Source organism: Mycobacterium sp., assembly GCF_046091765.1.
Taxonomy (GTDB): domain Bacteria; phylum Actinomycetota; class Actinomycetes; order Mycobacteriales; family Mycobacteriaceae; genus Mycobacterium.
Window position 1 is genome coordinate 17986 of record NZ_JBJTCF010000043.1, and the last position, 15549, is coordinate 33534.

Below are 15549 nucleotides of genomic sequence, written 5' to 3' on the forward strand. Positions count from 1 at the left end.
CACAGCGGGTGCGGGGCGTCAGGTGAAACTATTGTGGAGAAATGCACCGTGGAGACATGCACCGGGGAGACATGCACAGTGGAGACATGCACCGAACCCGCCTCCTGCGATGCGCGGTGTCCCTCGCGGCCGCCGCCGCGGTACTCACCGGCTGCGCGACGGCCGTCGTCGGGACCCCGGTCTCGGTGTTCTCCGATCCCTTCAAGGTGGGCGGGCTGGAAGCCGTGGACGGGCCGACCGGGCTGCGGCCCGACGCCAAGGCCGAGTCGCGCGAGGTGATCGGGACCGACGGCAGCGAGGTCGACCAGCTGGCTGGGCAGTCGGTCAGCGACCTCGAGGAGTTCTGGGAATTCGCCTACCCGGAGGCTTTCGGCGGCGAGTTCAAGCCGGTCGACGCCGTGATCTCCTGGGATTCGGACGACTACAGCGGGCAGTTCTGCGGTGAGTCGACCTCGGGCCTGGTCAACGCGGGCTTCTGCGAGGACGACGACACCATCGGCTGGGATCGCACCGTGCTGCTGCCGGCGATGCGCCAGGCCAACGGGGACATGGCGATCACGATGGTGCTGGCGCACGAGTACGGCCACGCCGTCCAGCAGATGGCCGGCCTGAGTTCGCGAAGCATCCCCACGCTGGTGGGCGAGCAGCAGGCCGACTGCTTGACCGGCGTGTACCTGCGCTGGGTGGCCGAGGGCAAGTCGCCCCGCTTCACGCTGAGCACCGGCGACGGACTCAACAACCTGCTGGCCGCGATGATCTCCTTCCGCGATCCGGTACTGCGGGAGAACGACTACTACGACGGCGCCGACGAGCACGGCTCGGCCTTCGAGCGCATCTCTGCGTTCCAGTTCGGCTTCACCGACGGACCCTCGGCGTGCGCGGCGATCACCATGACCGAGATCACCCAGCGCCGCGGCGACCTGCCGGTGCAACTGCCCGCCGACCAGACCGGCGAGTTACCCGTCACCGAGGAGTCGGTCCGCTCGATCGTCGACGCGCTGAACATCATCTTCAGCCCGGCCCAGCCGCCGCAGCTGACCTTCGACGCCGCCGCGGCAGCCGCCTGCCCGGACGCCCGACCCAGTCCGCCGGCGTCGTACTGCCCGGCCAGCAACACCATCACCGTCGATCTGCCCGGCCTGCAGCAGATGGGTGCCTCCACCGAGGGCCTCGACGAAGTGGTCCTGCAGGGCGACAACACCGCCTACTCGGCTGTCGTTTCGCGCTACATGCTGGCGCTGCAGCGCCAACGCGGCGGGCTCTCGCTCAACACCGCCGAGGCGGCTCTGCGGACCGCCTGCCTGACCGGGGTGGCAACCGCCAAGATGTCCGGGGACATCGCCACCCCCGACGGCAACACCGTCGCGCTGACCGCCGGCGACCTCGACGAGGCGGTCTCGGGTCTGCTGACCAACGGGCTGGCCGCCAGCGACGTCAACGGGGAGACGGTGACCGCCGGGTTCTCCCGCATCGACGCCTTCCGCGTCGGCGTCCTCAGCGACGAGGAACGCTGCATCAAACGGTTCCCCTGAGCCTCGATCCACCGATATCGCCCGGGATGTGGGCCGGTGCTGACAGTATCAACGATCTCGATATCGTGCGCTCGGGCGAGGTGAAGACTCTTTTCGGCGGCGTATACGCACCCTCGACTATCGGAACCCTGTTGCGAGAGTTCACCTTCGGTCACGCTCGGCAAATCGAATCGGTGTTGGGTGAGCATCTGGCCCTACTGTACCGACGGGTCGATCTGTTGCCCGGCGCCGATGAGCGGGTGTTCATCGACAGCGACTCACTGCTGCGCCCGGTTTACGGCCACGCCAAACAAAGCGCCTGTTACGGACACTGTGTTCCAGCGCCACTTTTATGCCCAGAGGCACTTACCCCTCCACAGCGAAAAGCACCTCGCAGCGCGGCCGAAACGAGTGTGGGGCAGCCCGGCGGGGCGGGGCAGACCGGGGCGCGGCCCCGGTTACAACCGTGAAAACTCTTCGTCCACTTCGCCTTCGCCGGACGTTCACAGGGGTTGACTGAACCCGGTCATATCCGGCCGATCGGGGAGGGTCAGGCTCGTGCGATTCATCGACTTCAAGGCCAAGACTCCGCTGATCGGCATGTCCATGGTCTTTCTGGCCATGGTCGTCGTGGCGGTGACCGCCTATCTCCACGTGGGCTGGTACTCGGTCATCGGCTACGCAGTCGCGGCCGCCGTCGCTGTCTTCGGGTTCATCTTCACCTTCCGGGACCTGCCCGCCCCGCCGCACCACGCCGACGCCGCCGGCCGGACCGCCGAGGAGGCGCAGCAATGACGACAATTCCCCGCCCCGCCCCCTCCGAACCGGCCGGACTGACCGCCGAGGACGCCGGCTACCACAAGAGTCTTAGCCCCCGCCAATTGCAGATGATCGCGATCGGCGGCGCGATCGGGACCGGTCTGTTCCTCGGTGCCGGCGGCCGGCTGGCCAGTGCCGGTCCCGGGCTGTTCCTGGCCTACGGCGTCTGCGGGGTGTTCGTGTTCTTCATCCTGCGAGCGATGGGCGAACTCGTCCTGCACCGCCCGACCACGGGATCCTTCGTCTCCTACGCGCGGGAGTTCCTCGGCGAGAAGGCGGCCTTCGTCGCCGGCTGGATGTATTTCCTCAACTGGTCGGTGACCACGATCGTCGACTCGACGGCGATTGCGGTGTTCTTCAAATTCTGGGGCGTCTTCAAGGACGTCCCCCAGTGGCTGATCGCGCTGATCGCCCTGGGGATCGTCCTGGCCATGAACCTGGTGTCGGTCGCGCTGTTCGGCGAGTTCGAGTTCTGGGCTGCGCTGGTCAAGGTGATCGCCCTGGTGACTTTCCTGGTCGCGGGCACGATCTTCCTGGCCGGCCGGTATTCCATCGACGGTCACTCGACCGGCTTCAGCGTGATCGCCGACAACGGCGGCCTGTTCCCGGTCGGACTGCTGCCCCTAGTCCTGGTCACCTCCGGCGTCGTGTTCGCCTATGCGGCGGTCGAACTGGTCGGGATCGCCGCGGGCGAGACCGAGGAGCCCGAGAAGGTGATGCCTCGGGCGATCAACTCGGTCATCGCCCGCATCGCGCTGTTCTACGTGGGCTCGCTCTTCCTGCTCGCCCTGCTGCTGCCCTACACCGCCTACTCGGCCGCGGAAAGCCCGTTCGTCACGTTCTTCTCCAGAATCGGCATCGAAGGCGGCGGGACGGTAATGAACCTGGTGGTTCTCACCGCCGCCTTCTCCAGCCTCAACGCCGGCCTGTACTCCACCGGGCGGATCCTGCGTTCGATGGCGATGAACGGCAGCGCGCCCAAGTTCACCGCCCGGATGTCGCGGCAGGGTGTCCCCTACGGCGGGATCCTGCTCACCGCCTCGATCGGACTGCTCGGCGTGCTGCTCAACAGCCTCGTACCGGATATGGCCTTCGAGATCGTGCTCAACGTGGCCTCGCTGGGCATCCTCTCGTCGTGGGCGACCATCATCATCTGTCAACTCCAGTTGTTCCGGTGGTCCGAGCAGGGCAGGTTGGAACGGCCGTCGTTCCGGATGTGGGGTTCGCCCTACACCGGCTACCTGACGCTGGCCTTCCTGCTGTCGGTCCTCGTGCTGATGGCGTTCAACTACCCGGTGGGCACCGCGACGATCGCGGGCCTGGCTGTGCTGATCCCGGCGCTCATCGGGGGCTGGTACCTGGTGCGCGACCGGGTGTCGGATATCGCGCGCGAGCGCGCGGGCGACGGCGGCGACTCGGCCCCCGCCGACTAAGCAAGTCTCCGGTTCCCGGCCCGAAAATGTTAGGAACTCTCAGGATCGGGTCTTAGCGAACAGGGTCAAGCACGGGGCCGCAGAGTTTGAGGCGGGTCCCCAAGTGTCGCCGCAGCGCTTTGTCCAGAACGGTCAGGTCATCTGCAGCTGGAAACCGACGGCGCGCTGTCCCGACGGCGGGTGCGAATCAGAGGATCTGGTGCTGCGCCCTCAGACGGCTTTGGTGGTCCCGTACCAGGACAGAATCGCCTCACCCTCGTCGGTGGACTTGGTCAGGATGGCGTAGGAGCGGATGAACGACTCGCCCACGCAGCCGTCGATGTGAACCCGGAAGTTGTCGATCGAGATCCATGGCGCGGCACCGGTGTAGCGCTTCTTGGTCACCGGCACGCTCTCGATGATGCCCGGCTTGAGTCCGACGGTGACCGCACCGCCGAGGTTGGCGCCGATCGAGGGAACGAAGAAGTTGTCGAAGGGGGGAACGATGTCGATGAAGCCGATGCCCGGGCTGATCCCGGCGGTGCCGGTCAGCGACACCCCGTTGGAGGTGCTCATGTCGATCCCGCAGCCGATCTGGTAGCCGACCTCGAAGACCCCGGCCGGGCTGTCCCCGCCACCGGCGACCGACCCGGTGAACACCCCGCCTACGACGTACTCCCGCGAGGAGATCGCGGTGGTCAGCGGAGCGGCGGGCAGCTGGGTCTCGTCGCGCGAGGAGATGGTCAGGGTCGCGCCGTCGGGCGTCTCGGTGCTGACCGGTGCCGCTGAGATCACCACCGCCGGATCGGAGGGAGGGGCGGCCTCGGTCGCGGCGACCGGTTCGATCACCGGTGCCCCCGGGTCGGGTGCCGGCGGTTGCGGATCGGCCGCCGCCGGGGCCGCAGTCGCCAGGCAGAGCCCGATGGCGACGATCACACGAATCACACGAGGCAACCTACCTGCGGCCCGGGCACCGCGCGCCACGGTTCCCAAACTCTCAGGCCAGGGCCACCAGCCCCAGCTCGGAGTCCGACGCCAGCAGGGGATGGTGCGGCAGCACCCGGACCGTGTAGCCCACCGCGCCGGCCCGCGGCAACGGCGTGGTGGTGGTGAAGATCTCGGTTCCGCCCTCGCCGGACCCGGTGTGGACCATGTCCACGTAGTCCGGCCGCAGCAGGGTGCCGTCGGCGTCCACCCGGCCGAGCACCGCCTGGACGACCACCTCATCGGGACGCAGCCCGGCCAGTTCGACCGCCGCGGTCAGCGTCAGCTTCGAACCCAGCAGCGGGGTATCGGGCAGGCCGGTGCTGTCCACGTCGGTGACCGCGACCCCGGGCCAGGCCTCCCGCACGCGCATCCGATAAGCCGTCAGTTCCCGCGCGTGGCCGTAGGGGAGCCCGTCGATCGGGGCGACGGTGTGCCGCAGCGCCTGTGCCGCCGGGACGTAGTACTGCTCGGTGTAGTCGCGGACCATCCGCGAAGCCAGCACCTTGGGTCCCAGCGTCTGCAGCGTGTGGCGGACCATCTCCACCCAGCGGGTCGGCACGCCCTGCTCGTCGCGGTCGTAGAACTTCGGCGCCACCGCGTCGCGCAGCAGCCCGTAGAGGGCGCTGGCCTCCAGGTCGTCGCGGCGCTCCTCGTCGGCGACGCCCTCGGCGGTCGGTATCTCCCAGCCGTTCTCCCCGTCGAACCACTCATCCCACCAGCCGTCGCGGATCGACAGGTTCAGCCCGCCGTTGAGCGCGCTCTTCATCCCCGAGGTCCCGCAGGCCTCCAGTGGGCGCAACGGATTGTTCAGCCACACGTCGCACCCCCAGTACAGCAGCCGGGCCATCGACATGTCGTAGTCCGGCAGGAACGCGATCCGGTGGCGCACCTCCTCGCGGTCGGCGAAGCGGACGATCTGCTGGATGAGCGCCTTGCCGGCCTCGTCGGCGGGATGGGACTTGCCGGCCACCACGAGCTGGATCGGTCTGGCTTCGTCGAGCAGCAGCGCCTCCAGCCGCGCCGGGTCGCGCAGCATGAGCGTCAGCCTCTTGTAGGTCGGGACCCGGCGGGCGAATCCGACCGTCAGCACATCCGGGTCGAAGGCCTGCGCGGTCCAGCCGAGTTCGGCTTCGGTCAGACCGCGTTCCAGCCACGAATCGCGCAGTCGGCGACGGATGTCCTCGACCAGGCGGGCGCGCAACTGGGAACGGATCCACCAGATATGACCGTTGTCGACGTCATGCAGCCGCTGCCACACCTCCGGCTCGCGCAGCGCCTCCGTGGAGCCGAGCAGCTCACGGCCCAGCGAAAGCCATTGCGGCGCAGCCCAGGTGGGGCCGTGCACCCCGTTGGTGATCGACCCGATCGGGACCTGGCGGGCATCGAAACCCGGCCACAGCGAGGAGAACATCGCCCGGCTGACCCGCCCGTGCAGTTCGGAGACCCCGTTGGCCCGCTGGGCCAATCGCAGGCCCATGTGAGCCATGTTGAACTTCGCACCGTCGGTGCCGAAGTCGTCTTCCGCGCCCAGCTCCAGCACCCGCCCGATGGGCACTCCGGGCAGCAGCGGTCCGGCCACCAGGTCGCCGGCGTCGGCGTCGGCGTTTTCGAGGAAGTAACGCCTGACCAGCTCCACCGGGAAGCGATCGATCCCGGCCGACACCGGGGTGTGGGTGGTGAAGACCGTGCTGGCGCGCACGACCGTCAGCGCGGTGTCGAAGTCCAGACCGTCGGTGAGCATCAGTTCCCGGATGCGCTCGACGCCCAAAAAACCCGCGTGCCCCTCGTTCATGTGGAACACATCCGGTGCCGGCCGGCCCTCCAGCGCGGTGAACGCCCGGATCGCCCGCACCCCGCCGATGCCGGCCAGAAGTTCCTGTTTGATCCGGTGCTCCTGGTCGCCGCCGTAGAGCCGGTCGGTGACGTTGTGCATGTCGTGGTCGTTCTCCGGGATATCGGAGTCCAACAGCAGCAACGGGATTCGGCCGACCTGGGCGATCCACACCCGCGCGCGCAGCATTCGCGATTCGGGCATCGCCAACTCGACGAGCACCGGGGTTCCGTCGGTCTGGACGAGCAGACGCAGCGGCAGGCCCTGCGGATCCATCGTGGGATAGTTCTCGTGCTGCCAGCCGTCGGCGGTCAGTGACTGGCGGAAGTAGCCGGAACGGTAGTTCAGGCCCACGCCGATCAGCGGCAGACCGAGGTCCGACGCCGCCTTGAGGTGGTCACCGGCCAGGATTCCCAGCCCGCCGGAGTAGTTGGGCAGCGCCGCGGCGACGCCGAACTCCATCGAGAAGTAGGCGATTCCCGCGGGCAGGGCCGAGGCGTCGCGCTGCTGGTACCACAGCGGGCGGGTCAGGTAGTCGTCGAGATCGGCGGCGAGCCGGTCGAGCCGCTCGAGGAACCCGTGGTCGGTGGCCAGTTCGTCGAGGCGCCGGGCGCTGACCGCACCCAGCAGCGCCACCGGGTCGGCCCCGCTGCGGACCCACTTCGCCGGGTCGATGCTCTCGAAGAGCTCCTGCGTCGGGGTGTCCCACGACCAGCGCAGATTCGTCGACAGCCGGCCCAGCGCCGACAGCCGCTCGGGCAGCGGGACACGGACGGTGAACCTACGCAGCGCCTTCACGGCTCCGACCTTACTGAGAACCGGCCGCGCGCGCGGTCCGAGCTTCGGCCGCAGCGTCCCTGGCCGCCCACTACCGTTGGTCGGGTGCCGGGCCGAATCGAGATCGACGAGATCGCGCCGGTGGTGTCCTGCGGCGCCTACCCCGCGCGGGCGGTCGTCGGGGAGGTCGTCCCGGTGCGCGCCACGGTCTGGCGGGAGGGCCACGAGGCGGTGGCCGCCACGCTGGTCGTGCGGTATCTGGGCCGGGCCTATCCCCGCGCGGGCCGCGACCCGTCGCGGCCGGGCCGCTCCCCCGACGCCACGGTGGCGATCACCCCGGACCCACCGGACGCGCCCGCTGCGCCGGCCGCACCCCGCGCCGGAACCGAGCAGTGCCCGATGGCGCTGGGCCGCACCCCGGACGTGTTCCACGGCCAGTTCACCCCCGACCGGGTCGGGCTGTGGAGCTTCCGGGTCGACGGGTGGGGCGACCCGATCACGACCTGGCAGCGCGCGGTCACCGCCAAGCTGGAGGCCGGGCAGGACGAGGACGACCTGCATAACGACCTTCTGGTCGGCGCCGCGCTGCTCGAGCGCGCGGCCGCCGGTGTGCCCCGCGCCGAGCGGGGCCCGCTGCTCGACGCGGCGGGCGAGCTGCGCCGGCCCGGCGACCCCCTCGAGCGCGCCGCACCCGCGCTCGCCGAGGAGGTGACCGAACTGCTCGCCCGCCACCCCCTGCGCGAACCGCTCACCCGCGGCCCGTCCTACAGCGTGTGGGTGGACCGGCCCGCCGCGCGGTGCGGGGCCTGGTATGAGATGTTCCCCCGCTCCACCGGTGGCCGCCGACCCGACGGAACCGCGGTGCACGGCACGTTCGCCACCGCGGCCGTCGCACTGGACCGGATCGCCGCGATGGGCTTCTCGGTGGTCTACCTGCCCCCGATCCACCCGATCGGCGCCGTGCACCGCAAGGGCCGCAACAACAACGTCACCGCCGAGCCGGGCGACGTCGGCTCACCGTGGGCGATCGGCAGCGCCGCCGGCGGCCACGACGCCGTGCACCCCGCGCTGGGAACGCTGGCCGACTTCGACGACTTCGTGGCGGCCGCCGCCAAACTGGGGATGGAGGTCGCCCTGGATCTGGCGCTGCAGTGCGCGCCGGACCATCCGTGGGCGGCCGGGCACCGGGACTGGTTCACCGAGCTGCCCGACGGCACCATCGCCTACGCGGAGAATCCGCCCAAGAAGTATCAGGACATCTATCCGCTGAACTTCGACAACGACACCCACGGGCTCTACCACGAGGTGCTGCGCGTGGTCCTGCACTGGGTGTCCCACGGGGTCAGGATCTTCCGGGTGGACAACCCGCACACCAAGCCACCGGACTTCTGGGCCTGGCTGATCGGCGAGGTCAAGACTCACGATCCCGACGTGCTGTTCCTCTCCGAAGCCTTCACCCGCCCGGCGCGGCTGTACGGGCTGGCCAAACTCGGCTTCACCCAGTCGTATTCGTACTTCACCTGGCGCACCGGCAAGTGGGAGCTCATGGAATTCGCCCGGGACCTCGCCGAGCACGCTGACTACGCCCGGCCCAACCTGTTCGTCAACACCCCCGACATCCTGCACGCGAGTCTGCAGCACGGCGGGCCGGGGATGTTCGCCATCCGCGCGGTGCTGGCCGCCACGATGGGCCCGTCGTGGGGGGTGTACTCGGGCTATGAGTTGTTCGAGAGCACGCCGGTGCGAGAGGGCAGCGAGGAATATCTCGACTCGGAGAAGTACGAACTTCGCCCCCGCGACTTCGCCGGCGCCCTGGCCGCGGGGCGCTCGCTGGAACCCTTTCTCACCAGACTCAACCACATCCGCGCCGACCATCCCGCGCTGTGCCAGCTGCGCACGGTGTGGTTCCACTCCGTCGACAACGAGGCACTGCTGGCCTACAGCAAGTTCGACCCGGTCACCGGCGACCTGGTGCTCGTCATCGTGTCGCTCAACCCGTTCGGCCCCGAGCAGGGCGTGGTGTCGCTCGACATGGGCGCGCTGGCGATGCAGCCCTGGGAACGCTTCGCCGTCCGCGACGAGATCAGCGGCGAGGAATACCTGTGGGGCCAGACGAACTACGTCCGTCTCGATCCGGCCAAGGCGGTCGCCCACATCCTGCGCCTGCCGCCGATCCCGGAGCGGCAGCGTAGCTGCATGCTGAGGCGGGAATGAGTCACCGATGAGCACCAGTCCGTACCTGGCACCGGCTCCCGGAGACCTGGCGCGCCTGGTGGCGGGGGTCCATCACGATCCGCACGCGATCCTCGGCGCACATGAGTACGGCGACCACACGGTGATCCGGGCGCTGCGGCCACACGCGGAGTCGGTCATCGCCCTCGTCGGCGCCCGTCGCTATCCGATGACGCACCTGTCGGCGGGCCTGTTCGCGGTGGCGCTGCCGTTCACCGATCTCGTCGACTACCGGCTGCAGGTGAGCTATTCCGGTGGCGACGGCCTCGCGCCGATTCACGCCGACGGGTACCGGTTCCTGCCGACGCTGGGTGAGATCGACCTGCACCTGTTCGCCGAAGGGCGCCACGAGCGACTCTGGGAGATCCTCGGCGCCCATCCCCGCTCCTTTCACACCGCCGACGGCAGAGTCGACGGGGTGTCCTTCGCCGTGTGGGCGCCCAACGCGAAGGGTGTCGGCCTGATCGGCGAATTCAACGGCTGGGACGGCAACGACGCGCCGATGCGGGTGCTCGGCTCCTCGGGGGTGTGGGAGCTGTTCTGGCCCGACTTCCCCGCCGGCGGTCTCTACAAGTTCCGCGTGCACGGCGCGGACGGCGAGGTCACCGATCGGGCCGACCCGTTCGCCTTCGCCACCGAGGTACCCCCGCGCACCGCGTCGCGGGTGTTCGTCTCGGACTATCGGTGGGCCGACGGCGAGTGGATGCAGCGCCGCGCTGAGCACAACCCGGTCTTCGCGCCGATGAGCACCTACGAGGTTCACCTGGGGTCGTGGCGTCCCGGCCTGGACTACCGCGAACTCGCCGAGCAACTGACCGAATACGTTGTCGCCCAAGGCTTCACTCATGTCGAGTTGCTGCCGGTCGCCGAGCACCCCTTCGGCGGGTCGTGGGGGTACCAGGTGACCTCCTATTACGCGCCGACGTCGCGATTCGGCAGTCCCGACGATTTCCGCCTGCTGGTCGACTACCTGCATCGCGCCGGCATCGGGGTGGTCATGGACTGGGTCCCGGCACACTTCCCCAAGGACTCCTGGGCGTTGGGCCGCTTCGACGGCACCTCGCTCTACGAACACGCCGATCCGCGCCGCGGGGAACAGTTGGACTGGGGCACCTACGTGTTCGACTTCGGCCGCCCCGAGGTCCGCAACTTCCTGGTCGCCAACGCCCTGTTCTGGTGTGAGGAGTTCCACATCGACGGCCTGCGGGTCGATGCGGTCGCCTCCATGCTCTATCTGGACTACTCCCGCCCGGCGGGAGCCTGGACGCCGAACGTCTACGGCGGGCGGGAGAACCTCGAAGCCGTGCAGTTCCTGCAGGAGATGAACGCGACCGTGCACAAACTCGTGCCGGGGATCGTCACCATCGCCGAGGAGTCCACGTCATGGCCGGGGGTCACCCGCCCGACCGCCCTGGGCGGGCTGGGCTTCTCGATGAAATGGAACATGGGCTGGATGCACGACACGCTGCACTACGTGGGCCGCGACCCGGTGTACCGCAGCTACCACCACCACGAGATGACGTTCTCAATGCTCTACGCCTACAGCGAGAACTTCGTGCTGCCGATCAGCCACGACGAGGTCGTGCACGGCAAGGGCACCCTGTGGAGCCGGATGCCCGGCAGCGATCACGTCAGGGCCGCTGGCCTGCGCAGCCTGCTGGCCTACCAGTGGGCGCACCCGGGCAAGAAGCTGTTGTTCATGGGCCAGGAGTTCGGCCAGCGCGCCGAGTGGTCCGAGCAGCGCGGCCTGGACTGGTTCCAGCTCGACGAGCACAGCTTCTCGACGGGGATCCAGCGCTTCGTCGAGGACATCAACGCCGTCTACCGCAGCCGTCCCGCGCTGTGGAGTCTGGACAGCAGGCCCGAGGGCTACTCCTGGATCGACGCGAATGACTCGGCCAACAACGTCTTGAGCTTTTTGCGTTTCGGCGCCGACGGATCGGTGCTGGCGTGCGTGTTCAACTTCGCCGGCACCGAGTGCACCCGCTACCGCCTCGGGCTGCCCGCCGCGGGGACCTGGCGCGAGGTGATCAACAGCGATGCCACCGTCTACCACGGATCGGGGATCGGCAACTTCGGCGCGGTGGCGGCCGGCGCGCGTCCGCACCACGGCAGACCGGCCTCGGCCGAGTTGGTGCTGCCCCCCAGTTCGGCCATCTGGCTGGAACCGGCCGGCGACTGAGTACGAGCGGATCCGGGTCCGTCAGTACAGCGCGTTGGCCAGGTTGCGCCGCCCGGCGATGACGTCGGGGTCGGCGGGGTCGAACAACTCGAACAACTCGATGAGTCTGGTGCGCACCGTGGTGCGCTCGTCGCCGGAGGTTCGCACCACCAGCGCGGTCAGCCGGGCGAACGCGCCCGCCGCGTCGCGAGCCAGAATCTGCACATCGGCCGCGGCGAAGGCCGCCTCGATGTCGTCGGGGGCGGCGTCGGACACGGCGACCGCGTCGGGCCGCCGCGCGGAGGCGCGCTGCAGGAATCCGATCTGGGTCAGCGCGCCTTTCGCCTCGGCGTGCTGCGGGTCTCGCTCCAGCAGCCTCCGATAGGCGGCTTCGGCCGCGTCGAAGTCACCGGCGTCGAGTTTCTCGCGTGCGGTGAGCAGGTCGGGGTCGACCGACTCGGCCTCCGCCTGCTGCTCTGCACCCGGTGCACCGGTCGCGGCGAGTAGCGAGTCCACCCAGCGGCGCACCTGCTCGCGCGGCTGTCCGCCCTGGAAACTGGCCAGCGGCTGGCCTCCGGCGAGGGCTATCACCGTGGGCACCGCGTCCACCCCGAAGATCTCGGCCACCCGCGGCACGGTGTCCACGTTGATCAGAGCCAGCGACCAGCTGCCGCCGTCCTCGGCGGCCAGCGCACCCAGCGTCTCGGCGAGCTGCACGCAGGCGTCGCTGCGCGGGGACCACAGCAGCACGACAACGGGCATCTGACCCGAGCGGACCAGCACCTCGGATTCGAAGTTGACCTCGGTGATCTCCACGCCGGCGGACTGCTCGCCGCCCGCGCCCTGCGCCGCGCGCTGCTTGAGGCCGGAGAGGTCCACCGCCCCGGCCATCGCCGGCGCAACCCTCGGACGAGGACGAGTCACGGGCACAAGTCTGACACGGGCCGGCGTATGACCAACATCACAGTTACCCGCCTGATGTCCGCCCGGCGGGGATCAGCAAACTAGCCGGCGCGAAGGATCAGCGCGTCGCCCTGGCCGCCGGCCCCGCACAGGGCGGCCACCGCGTAGCCGGCCTTGCGGCGGGACAGCTCCAAGGCGGCGTGCAGGGTGATCCGCGCGCCGGACATCCCGATCGGATGGCCGATCGCGATCGCTCCGCCGTTGCGATTGACCCGGTCGGGGTCCACCCCCAGCTCGCGCGTCGAGGCCAGCGCCACCGCCGCGAACGCCTCGTTGATCTCCAGCACCTCGAGGTCATCGAGCCCGATGCCCTCCCTGGCGACGGCTTTCTTGACCGCGTTGGCCGGTTGGGACTGCAGCGTCGAGTCCGGGCCGGCCACCACGCCGTGCGCTCCGATCTCGCACAGCCAGGACAGTCCGAGTGCGGCCGCCCTGTCCTTGTTCATCACCACCACCGCGCAGCCGCCGTCGGAGATCTGCGAGGCCGAACCCGCGGTGATCGTGCCGTCGGCGCGAAACGCCGGCTTGAGCCCGGCCAGCGACTCCGCGGTGGTGTCGGCCCGGATGCCCTCATCCTCGGCGAACACCACCGGGTCACCCTTGCGCTGGGGAATGCGCACCGGCACCACCTCATCGGCGAAAACGCCGTCCTTCCAGGCGGCGGCGGCCTTCTGGTGCGACCCGGCGGCGAAGGTGTCCTGCTCGAGGCGGGTGAAGCGGTCCTCGGCGTTGCGGTCCTCGGTCAGCGCGCCCATCGGCTGGTCGGTGAACACGTCGTGCAGACCGTCGTAGGCCGTGTGGTCGAGCAGCGTCACGTCGCCGTAGCGGTGGCCGGCCCGGCTGTCCATCAGCAGGTGCGGCGCCCGCGTCATCGACTCCTGCCCGCCGGCGACGACCACGTCGAACTCCCCGGCCCGGATGAGCTGATCGGCCAGCGCGATCGCGTCGATCCCGGACAGGCACATCTTGTTGATCGTCAGTGCCGGCACGTCCCAGCTGATCCCCGCGGCCACCGCCGCCTGGCGGGCCGGCATCTGCCCGGCCCCGGCGGTCAGCACCTGACCCATGATCACGTAGTCGACCAGCGCACCGGGCTGCTCGTCGCCGGGGAAAGCCTTGGCCAGGGCGGCCCGGATTGCCACCGCACCGAGGTCGGTGCCGGAGACCTCCCGCAGCGATCCCATCAGCCGGCCCACCGGCGTCCGGGCTCCAGCAACGATCACCGACGTCGTCATCAAGACCTCCTGAGCTGCGAGGGACCGGCTGTTCGGCCAACCGGATGGGCACTGCTGCCGCCGTCAGGTTACCGTTGCGTTATGACCGCCGAACACGTCGACGCCCGGCCGCTGCTCGCCAGCGCGCTGGTCACCGCGATCGACCACATCGGCGTCGCGGTGCCCGACCTCGACGCGGCGGTCCAGTGGTACCACGACCACCTCGGGATGATCGTGGTCTTCGAGGAGCTCAACACCGACCAGGGCGTGCGGGAAGCCATGCTGGCGGTGCGCGGCGCACCGGCCGGCAGTTCCCAGCTGCAGCTGATGGCGCCGGTGGACGAGACCTCGACGATCGCGAAGTTCATCGACAAGCGCGGACCGGGCATCCAGCAGCTGGCCTACCGGGTCAGCGACCTCGACGCGCTCTGCGCGCGGCTGCGCGATGAGGGTGTGCGCCTGCTCTACGACACACCGCGACGCGGCACGGCGAATTCCCGGATCAACTTCATCCATCCCAAGGATGCCGGCGGGGTTCTTGTCGAACTGGTCGAGCCCGCCGCCGAACGCTGACGCCTCAGGTCCGCCTGCGGGTCGGTCGCCGGTTGGTCCGGTTTTTCCAGCACGCGCTGTGCCAGTGCCGACGGTCCTCTTCTCCCCCGTCGCTGCGCCACGCCACCACATGGGGCTTGCCGGGCGGGATCTCCTGATCGCAGCCCGGACAGCGATAGGTCTTGACCGCCCGCGCACCCGCGACCGGCTGCACCTCGTACTCATGGCCGTCGGCACCGAGTTCCACCCGTCGCGCCAGCTTCGGTGCCGGGGGCGGCGGGGGTCCGGGATCGCGGGGGCGTCGTCGCGGCATCAGAACAACCGGTACTCGGAGCTGTCCAGACCGCGCATCACATCGTAATCCAAAGTCAGACAACGGATTCCCCGATCCGCGGCCAGCGTCTTGGCCTGCGGTTTGATCTGCTGCGCGGCGAACACCCCGGTGACCGGCGCGAGCAGGCTGTCGCGGTTGAGCAAATCCAGGTAGCGCGTCAGCTGTTCGACACCGTCGATCTCGCCGCGGCGTTTGATCTCGACGGCCACCGTGCGGCCCAGCTCGTCACGACACAGGATGTCCACCGGGCCGATCGCGGTCATGAACTCCCGGCGCACCAGGGTGTAGCCCACCCCCAGTAACTCGATGTGCTCGGCCAGCAGCTCCTGCAGGTGCGCCTCCACCCCGTCCTGGACCAGGCCGGGGTCGGTGCCCAGTTCGTGGCTGGAGTCGTGCTCGATCTCCTCGATGGTGATGCGCAGCTGCTCTCCGGACTTGTTCTCGACCACCCACACCCCGCCGTCCTCGGCCTCGGTCAGCCGGCACGGCGGGCTCATCCAGTTCAGCGGCTTGTAGGCGCGGTCGTCGGCGTGCACGCTCACCGAGCCGTCGGCCTTGATCAGCAGCAGCCGGCGGGCGGAGGGCAGGTGGGCGGTGAGCCGGCCCAGGTAGTCGACGGTGCACTGGGCGATCACGAGGCGCACCGCTCCAGCTTAGGGGCCCGGGGCGCGGGGTACTAAGCTGGCCGCCGCGATGCAGACACCCGTGCACTACCGGACCGTCCCGAGCCCGATCGGTCCGCTGACCCTCGCCGGC

12 protein-coding genes and 1 pseudogene are annotated in these 15549 nt (G+C 69.4%); 7 read left to right on the top strand and 6 right to left on the bottom strand.

Translation table 11 applies throughout. The features are described from left to right. The first annotated feature begins 86 nt into the window (after positions 1-86). From ACKOB8_RS03830 to ACKOB8_RS03845, 4 genes and pseudogenes are all read left to right on the top strand, one after another. Positions 87-1532 carry a neutral zinc metallopeptidase gene (locus ACKOB8_RS03830; protein WP_526375814.1) on the top strand — a complete coding sequence of 482 codons (1446 nt, stop codon included), beginning with the start codon at positions 87-89 and terminating at the stop codon, positions 1530-1532. Between the two features lie 23 nt (positions 1533-1555). Continuing rightward, a pseudogene (locus ACKOB8_RS03835) lies at positions 1556-1843 on the top strand (IS1380 family transposase); the annotation flags it as partial. A 268-nt stretch (positions 1844-2111) separates the two neighbouring features. Continuing rightward, positions 2112-2306, top strand: coding sequence for a hypothetical protein (locus tag ACKOB8_RS03840; RefSeq protein WP_526375836.1), 195 nt, complete (start codon positions 2112-2114; stop codon positions 2304-2306). After that, positions 2303-3763 (top strand): amino acid permease, encoded by a 1461-nt coding sequence (locus ACKOB8_RS03845; RefSeq protein WP_526375816.1) that lies wholly within the window; start codon positions 2303-2305, stop codon positions 3761-3763. Before ACKOB8_RS03840 ends, ACKOB8_RS03845 begins: the two co-directional genes overlap by 4 nt. Positions 3764-3973: 210 nt before the next feature. Here ACKOB8_RS03845 and ACKOB8_RS03850 read toward each other — a convergent pair whose 3' ends face one another. Both ACKOB8_RS03850 and glgP read right to left on the bottom strand, forming a co-directional pair. Next, complete coding sequence (locus ACKOB8_RS03850; protein ID WP_526375818.1) at positions 3974-4687, bottom strand: MspA family porin; 714 nt, start codon at positions 4685-4687, stop codon at positions 3974-3976. A 52-nt stretch (positions 4688-4739) separates the two neighbouring features. Continuing rightward, a complete protein-coding gene (gene glgP, locus ACKOB8_RS03855; protein WP_526375820.1) occupies positions 4740-7358 on the bottom strand; it encodes an alpha-glucan family phosphorylase in 2619 nt (872 codons plus the stop codon). A gap of 84 nt (positions 7359-7442) precedes the next feature. Here glgP and ACKOB8_RS03860 point away from each other — a divergent pair, with 84 nt between their 5' ends. Together ACKOB8_RS03860 and glgB are read left to right on the top strand one after the other, a co-directional pair. After that, positions 7443-9551: a maltotransferase domain-containing protein gene (locus ACKOB8_RS03860; protein ID WP_526375822.1), complete on the top strand. Its 2109-nt coding sequence runs from the start codon at positions 7443-7445 to the stop codon at positions 9549-9551. A gap of 7 nt (positions 9552-9558) precedes the next feature. Next, positions 9559-11751, top strand: coding sequence for a 1,4-alpha-glucan branching protein GlgB (glgB, locus tag ACKOB8_RS03865; RefSeq protein ID WP_526375824.1), 2193 nt, complete (start codon positions 9559-9561; stop codon positions 11749-11751). 21 nt (positions 11752-11772) lie between these two features. On the opposite strand, the gene ACKOB8_RS03870 is transcribed toward glgB, so the two are convergent. After that, on the bottom strand, positions 11773-12654 hold the full coding sequence (locus ACKOB8_RS03870; protein ID WP_526375826.1) for a tetratricopeptide repeat protein: 882 nt from the start codon (positions 12652-12654) through the stop codon (positions 11773-11775). Positions 12655-12734: 80 nt separating this feature from the next. After that, positions 12735-13928 carry a thiolase family protein gene (locus ACKOB8_RS03875; RefSeq protein ID WP_526375828.1) on the bottom strand — a complete coding sequence of 398 codons (1194 nt, stop codon included), beginning with the start codon at positions 13926-13928 and terminating at the stop codon, positions 12735-12737. Positions 13929-14009: 81 nt separating this feature from the next. Between ACKOB8_RS03875 and mce the strand changes: the two genes are divergently transcribed. After that, positions 14010-14480: a methylmalonyl-CoA epimerase gene (gene mce, locus ACKOB8_RS03880; RefSeq protein ID WP_526375830.1), complete on the top strand. Its 471-nt coding sequence runs from the start codon at positions 14010-14012 to the stop codon at positions 14478-14480. Positions 14481-14484: 4 nt separating this feature from the next. Here the strand turns inward: mce and ACKOB8_RS03885 are convergent, their stop codons facing one another. After that, the gene (locus tag ACKOB8_RS03885; protein ID WP_526375832.1) at positions 14485-14772 is read right to left on the bottom strand and encodes an Rv1322 family protein; all 288 of its coding nucleotides are present in this window, start codon (positions 14770-14772) and stop codon (positions 14485-14487) included. Beyond that, on the bottom strand, positions 14772-15437 hold the full coding sequence (gene nucS / locus ACKOB8_RS03890) for an endonuclease NucS (RefSeq protein WP_526375834.1): 666 nt from the start codon (positions 15435-15437) through the stop codon (positions 14772-14774). Before nucS ends, ACKOB8_RS03885 begins: the two co-directional genes overlap by 1 nt. Positions 15438-15549 lie beyond the last annotated feature (112 nt).

Excerpts from the sequence above, each read along its gene's own strand:
- ACKOB8_RS03830 (WP_526375814.1), top strand. The coding sequence starts at position 87 with ATGCACCGAACCCGCCTCCTGCGATGCGCGGTGTCCCTCGCGGCCGCC.
- ACKOB8_RS03840 (WP_526375836.1), top strand. The coding sequence starts at position 2,112 with ATGTCCATGGTCTTTCTGGCCATGGTCGTCGTGGCGGTGACCGCCTAT.
- ACKOB8_RS03845 (WP_526375816.1), top strand. The coding sequence starts at position 2,303 with ATGACGACAATTCCCCGCCCCGCCCCCTCCGAACCGGCCGGACTGACC.
- glgB (WP_526375824.1), top strand. The coding sequence starts at position 9,559 with ATGAGCACCAGTCCGTACCTGGCACCGGCTCCCGGAGACCTGGCGCGC.
- ACKOB8_RS03875 (WP_526375828.1), bottom strand. The coding sequence starts at position 13,928 with ATGACGACGTCGGTGATCGTTGCTGGAGCCCGGACGCCGGTGGGCCGG.
- mce (WP_526375830.1), top strand. The coding sequence starts at position 14,010 with ATGACCGCCGAACACGTCGACGCCCGGCCGCTGCTCGCCAGCGCGCTG.
- ACKOB8_RS03885 (WP_526375832.1), bottom strand. The coding sequence starts at position 14,772 with ATGCCGCGACGACGCCCCCGCGATCCCGGACCCCCGCCGCCCCCGGCA.